Origin of the sequence: uncultured Parabacteroides sp. (assembly GCF_902493135.1) — a bacterium.
In the GTDB taxonomy this organism is placed as follows: Bacteria; Bacteroidota; Bacteroidia; order Bacteroidales; family Tannerellaceae; genus Parabacteroides.
On record NZ_CABUOD010000085.1, the window covers coordinates 1 to 5824 of the forward strand.

7 protein-coding genes are annotated in these 5824 nt (G+C 45.5%); 1 reads left to right on the forward strand and 6 read right to left on the reverse strand.

The features are described 5' to 3' along the window. The 6 genes from RDN79_RS18815 to RDN79_RS18840 all read right to left on the reverse strand — a co-directional run. On the reverse strand, positions 1–546 hold a 546-nt coding region (locus RDN79_RS18815), incomplete at its 3' end, for a restriction endonuclease subunit S (RefSeq protein ID WP_308573353.1). A 5-nt stretch (positions 547–551) separates the two neighbouring features. Then, positions 552–2105, reverse strand: coding sequence for a class I SAM-dependent DNA methyltransferase (locus RDN79_RS18820; protein ID WP_014775541.1), 1554 nt, complete (start codon positions 2103–2105; stop codon positions 552–554). A 160-nt stretch (positions 2106–2265) separates the two neighbouring features. After that, entirely contained in the window at positions 2266–3495 is a 1230-nt protein-coding gene (locus tag RDN79_RS18825; protein ID WP_298553477.1) for a toxin-antitoxin system YwqK family antitoxin, read from the reverse strand. A gap of 60 nt (positions 3496–3555) precedes the next feature. Further along, on the reverse strand, positions 3556–4539 hold the full coding sequence (gene rhuM / locus RDN79_RS18830) for a RhuM family protein (RefSeq protein ID WP_014775538.1): 984 nt from the start codon (positions 4537–4539) through the stop codon (positions 3556–3558). A gap of 114 nt (positions 4540–4653) precedes the next feature. Then, positions 4654–4890, reverse strand: a complete 237-nt coding sequence (locus RDN79_RS18835) for a hypothetical protein (RefSeq protein WP_014775537.1) — start codon at positions 4888–4890, stop codon at positions 4654–4656. Positions 4891–5011: 121 nt separating this feature from the next. Next, positions 5012–5281 (reverse strand): hypothetical protein, encoded by a 270-nt coding sequence (locus RDN79_RS18840; protein WP_014775536.1) that lies wholly within the window; start codon positions 5279–5281, stop codon positions 5012–5014. Between the two features lie 229 nt (positions 5282–5510). Here RDN79_RS18840 and RDN79_RS18845 point away from each other — a divergent pair, with 229 nt between their 5' ends. Next, entirely contained in the window at positions 5511–5717 is a 207-nt protein-coding gene (locus RDN79_RS18845) for a hypothetical protein (RefSeq protein WP_130064584.1), read from the forward strand. The last annotated feature ends 107 nt before the right edge of the window (positions 5718–5824 follow it).

The window sequence follows — 5824 nt, forward strand, 5'->3', positions numbered from 1 at the left end:
CACAAACCACGACTTAAACAACGCTTTGGCCTGCTCCTCTAAATTATCATTTATCCGTCGATTGAGTCTGATCTTATTATCGAGAGAAGATAATATAGCTACAACTTTTTTCTGCACATCTATTGCGGGGATATTTACAGGCCATTGCATAATCTGTTTTTTGTCCCCTCGAGGCATTTTACACCCTTTTGCTCCCGACATTACGTAATCGAAAAACGCTTGCTGGCTCAACAGATAGTATAAATATTTGCTATCTGTATTTTCTTTTGCACGAATACACAAAACATCCGCAGAGCACCCACCGCACCTATCAGCACACCATATTTTTTGGAAATATGGCCGAATATTAGAGATCAAAATATCTCCGATTTTATATTCAGTTGTGGTTCCAGGCGGTATTATTGTAGATTCACTTATACCACCTTTATTGGGTAACATATTTTCCGTAGAGATATAATTCATACTACTCGTTGTGCGATTATTTACATAGTCACATACATGTTCTAATTCACATGCATTTTTTAAGTCATTAAGAATTAAGCCCATATTTGCTACAATTTATACCCAATACTACCTAACTGTTTTTTGATCTCTGCCTCCAGCTCGTGCGACTTTTCAAATAGTCCAGAAAGCTCGCCCGTCAAGCGTGTCATTTTCTCCTCAAACGGTTCGGTGTCCTCCTCTTGCGCAGCAATGCCCACATAGCGACCGGGCGTGAGAATAAAATCCTGCTTGGCAATTTCTGCGACAGAGGTAACCGCACAAAATCCTTTTTCATTCTCCAATTTTCCAGCAACATAGGCATTATAGGTGTCGGCAATGCGCTGAATATCGCCGCGCTTTATCGGATCGACCGTGTCACTATCGGTCAATTCGCGCAGTTTGCGCGTTACCATTGTACCTAAGTTGCGAGCATCGATAAAGAGCGTTTTGCCCTTTTGTTGCTTGTTTTTATTGAAAAACCAAATCGACACGGGAATTTGTGTAGTATAGAACAACTGCGGCGGCATAGCGATAACACAATCCACCAAATCAGCCTCTACCAATTTACGCCGAATCTCGCCCTCACCGCCACTCTGGCTCGACAGCGAGCCGTTGGCCAGCACAACGCCCGCACGTCCCGTCGGGGCAAGGTGGTGGATGATATGCTGAATCCACGCAAAGTTGGCATTGCCATTGGGCGGTGTACCGTATTTCCAACGCACATCATCCGCCAGCTTATCCGCCCCCCAATCGCTCAGATTGAACGGAGGATTGGCCATCACGAAATCGGCCTTCAGAGTCGGATGGCAATCATTGAAAAAGGTATCCGCATTATATCGCCCGAGATCGGCCTCGATACCGCGAATCGCCAAGTTCATCTGCGCCATTTTCCATGTCGTAGGATTGGAATCCTGACCATAGACTGATATATTATTGATATTTCCAGAGTGGTTCTCGATGAATTGTGCAGACTGTACAAACATACCACCCGAACCGCAGCAAGGATCGTAAACACGACCTTTATAAGGTTGTAATACGTTCACCAACGTCTTAACGATACAAGCCGGAGTATAAAATTCACCTGCCAATTTTCCTTCGGCCTCAGCAAACTTCGAAAGACAATATTCGTAAGCACGACCCAAAATATCCTTCGAATCGCCGTGCTCATGCATCCGAATATTTGTAAACAAATCGACAACTTCACCCAAGCGGCGTTTGTCGAGCTCGGGACGCGCAAAGTTTTTCGGAAGAATATCTTTCAGACGCTTATTCTCCTTCTCAATTGCCCGCATCGCATTGTCGATGATCGTTCCAATTTCAGGAGAGTGTGCATGGATGGCAATAGCTTCCCAACGGGCTTCCGCAGGGACATAGAAAACCGGATCATAACTACCCTTCTCATTTTTATTACTCAAATACTCATCCTTGTCTTCCTCAAAGCCCTCTCCTTCGGCAACAAGCTGTTGATATTTAGCTTCGAATTTGTCCGAGATGTATTTCAGGAAAATAAGTCCCAATACAACGGATTTATATTCCGATGCATCAATATTTCCGCGCATCTTATCCGCCGCCTTCCATATTTCCTTTTCAAAGCCGATGTCGGCTGTATTCATCGCTGCCATTGTATAGAATATTTTAGGTAAAGGTACAAAATCTTCCCATTTTTTCGCTTTCCCGCAAAGGAATAAACCTTAAAAACAATATCCGCAAGGCTCACATAGCGATTTGCAGGACCTTGCGGATATTATTTCCTCAACTAAATTTTAGAAAAAATGATACAGCTTAGTTGTTCTTATTCAATAAAAACGCATTTTTCTTGTCAAATCCCCACTCATAAATGTATTCGGCACCTTCAATCCGGATAATGAACACAACACGCTCCCCTTTAATCCATGCTACATGAACAAATCCGGATACGGATTCTCCGGGATATATCGTGTTTTTCTTCAAATATCCCAGCTTTTTGACCTGTTGTTCGTCCTGCAAGGCCTGACCGAAATCAGCGATCCGCTGCTGTGAGGCCATGTTGGCCTGATAGGCTGCAGAGGGATTATAAGTCGTAGTCGTATAAGACGAATAACCGCCGTAGCTGCTGTAACCGGTCGTCGTGGAGGTCGAATACCCTGCGCCGGCAGAAGCCATTCCTTCGCTGACGCCCATCAAAACAGCGGCCCAGGTCTGCGATCGGTTCACTTTCTTCAGATAGCTATCGCAAGACCAGACCTGCAGATCGGTGGCGACATCGTGTTCGTCTACGGAATAGGCCGTCATATCGGTCTCCGGATTGAATTCGACCGGCGTCAATGAATTATTGGAGATAATCAGATCGACCCGGTGCCACTTGCCGTAATCCCGGACGATGGCATCCGTCAAGGCGATCGTCAATCCGTTTTTGAAATAGACCTCCCAGGGCACACCGTCCCGATAATCGACCGAACGCTCCGTTATGACCGGAGATTCCCATACCGGCATGTCGTCCGCAATGCGGAATTTAAGCGTGTTCCCGCTGCCGTCCGCCAGCAAATAATAATCATGAACCGGCAGCCCTGCACGATATTCCACCATTCGGCAGGAGCCGTCTCCGTTGTATGCCTCGTACATCCCGGACAATTCGCCGCCGGCATACGACGCACGTGTTTTCAACGTTCCATTCTCGTCGTATTGCCGATATTCGCCTTCCAACAATCCTTCCGAATAATATGATTTTTCCGACATGCGACCATTCTTGAAATAGGAAACAACATCTCCGTCAAACACCGTCCGGCGATCATCAAGCGTATCGATTGTCTGAAAACGCCCTTCTCTCCGCAATTCTCCCGAAATATAAAAATCCTTGAACATTTTGAGCCCCGCCGCATCCGCAGGATAAAGCGCCAGTCGATAATAATCGGCAAAAACCGGATTTCGCACCGTCATCCCCGAACGGCTATAGTAGAGTGTATCTATCCGCTCCTGCGACAAAGCACCTTTGCCTACCACTAGCAACAATACAAACAATAAAACTCGGTTCATAAAATGACTAGGCTTCATAGGTTTCATCACTTTTCCGATATCCGACACGCTGTTATCGTGTCAATTGTTCTTATTGATCAGATTCACCACAACCTTCGTCATCACGTCTTTTTCCTCCGTGCGGCTCTCGGCAATCATCAGCGTCAGGGCGACCAGTGTATTGTTATCCAAAAGGCGCGAACCGTCAGCTCGGTAAAGAATCCGATTGTTTTCCAAGAACCAAAGGAACAGGAAAGCGGCGATACGCTTGTTACCGTCGCTGAACGAATGGTTTTTAACCGTCAGATAGAGCAGATTAGCCGCCTTCTCCTCAACGCTCGGATAGAGGTCCCGCCCGCCGAAAGTCTGGTAAATTGCGCCCATCGTGCTTTTGAACGACTCGTCCTTCTCGTGGGCGAACAGCTCGCTGCCTCCGAACTTGTCGCGTAACACCTGTAACGCCTCCATCGCATTTTCATAGGTCGCATGAAACGGCTCCTCGGTCGTAGTAGCCGACACTTCCAACTGCTGATAATCGTAGCGGTCGAGCGTATCGAGACCGTAAGTATAGTCCGTAATCACGCGCAGCAACCCGATTGCCTCGGATTTCGTAACATCCTTTGCCGACAACACGTTCGAGAGCAGATGAACGGTTTGTTTCAGCTCCTCCAACTGCTCGGCCTTGGACTGGCTATTGACTGCATAGCCTTTTATTAGATACTCTTTCAAGACCTTATTTGCCCAGATACGAAATTGAGTGGCATTTTTGGAATTGACGCGATAGCCCACCGATAGAATCATATCGAGGTTATAAAATGGAATCATACGTCGCACTTGCCGTTGCCCCTCATGCTGAACATGTGCAATTTTTGCACATGTTACGTCCCGCTCCAATTCGGACGACTTATAAATGTTGTTGACATGTCTGACAATAACCGTTCTGTCAACTCCGAACAAATGCGCAATCTGCGCCTGCGTCAGCCACACGCTGTCGTTCTCCATGCGAACGTCCAAGCGGGTCTCGCCGTCTGCCGTCTGGTAAATGATAATCTCCCCTCTGTCCATAGAAACAAAGATACGAATAAGCCTGAAATATCGAAAATCCGTCGAAGCGATTATTTTACAGCCACCCAAATACAATTCGCTCTCCCTTACCCAAAAGTAAAGGAGAGCGTACTGCTACTTTCTCATCAACTTCTCGAAATACTTGCAATCATAGCCCCAATAGCATTTGCCGTCACCGGCAAAATCCCAAATATTCATTACTTCCCGAAGCCGAAGCGGCAGCTCCTTACCGTCCCGGATAAATCGTTTGGATCGGCTACGAAAAAGACGGTTACATAACTGCTTGTCCTTTTTCTGCGACTTGCAACACGCGATCGTGCTGACGGGTGTTCGTTTCCTGCTTCTGCTCATGATCTCATAAGGTTTGACCCGTAACTTTCTACGAGTCGATTAAACACTTATGAGGCTCTAAATATTAAATTATTCAACATATTGACAATACTAAATTTCAAAGTGACGCATACGAATCTGTCTATGCTTCGGCTATAATCCGCAATGTTTCCTTTACATATCCCCTGCGATCATACTTCTCTCCTCGGCACAACCAACAACTGCATGGCGTTCCTGTTTTTTTGTAGATCTGCATCCATTTCACCCTTGCCAACTCGAACCAATGAGGATGTCTATTCCAGTTACCATCCGCTTTCTTGATTCCACACCCGCAAGCGGCATGATAAACCATGCGAGCTTTAAACACCCGGTTCTGTTGTTCTCTCCTCCAAAGTTTGTTTCTTTTGTCCATCGTCTCTTTGTATTAAAGTTAGAATGAACAAAAAATTTATCTGACTATACCCCAGCCTGTCCATATTGTAAAGTTTTAAGTGATGACTAAGACTATATTATGAATACAAAGATAATGTTTATTTATGTCATCTTATGACGCAAATTATTTTTTCATTTATAAAATCGATATCGAACATAAATCGAGCTTGATACGATTCACATAATTTCATTCAAACAACCAACTATTAATGCATAATATTAACAATACGAATAATGCTCAATTTGACGATAAAAATCCGCCTGCATCTCCAAAAGTCTTCGCATTTGGTTTTTTCGCCGAAAATCGCTATATTTGTACTGTCATGCAAGGAGATACGGCGACGGCGCAGGCGAAACGGGCAGGCGGGCGCAAGACCATGCAAAAAGACGGTAGGCGACGCGGGAATAAAGCATAGAAAACCGTTGCAAACCGTTGATATACATTAGGCTTACAAATGTGCAGGAGCACCTTTATCCGCACAAAGGAGCCTTTTTCCGAGGCTCCTTTTTTGTTGCCCGTCCG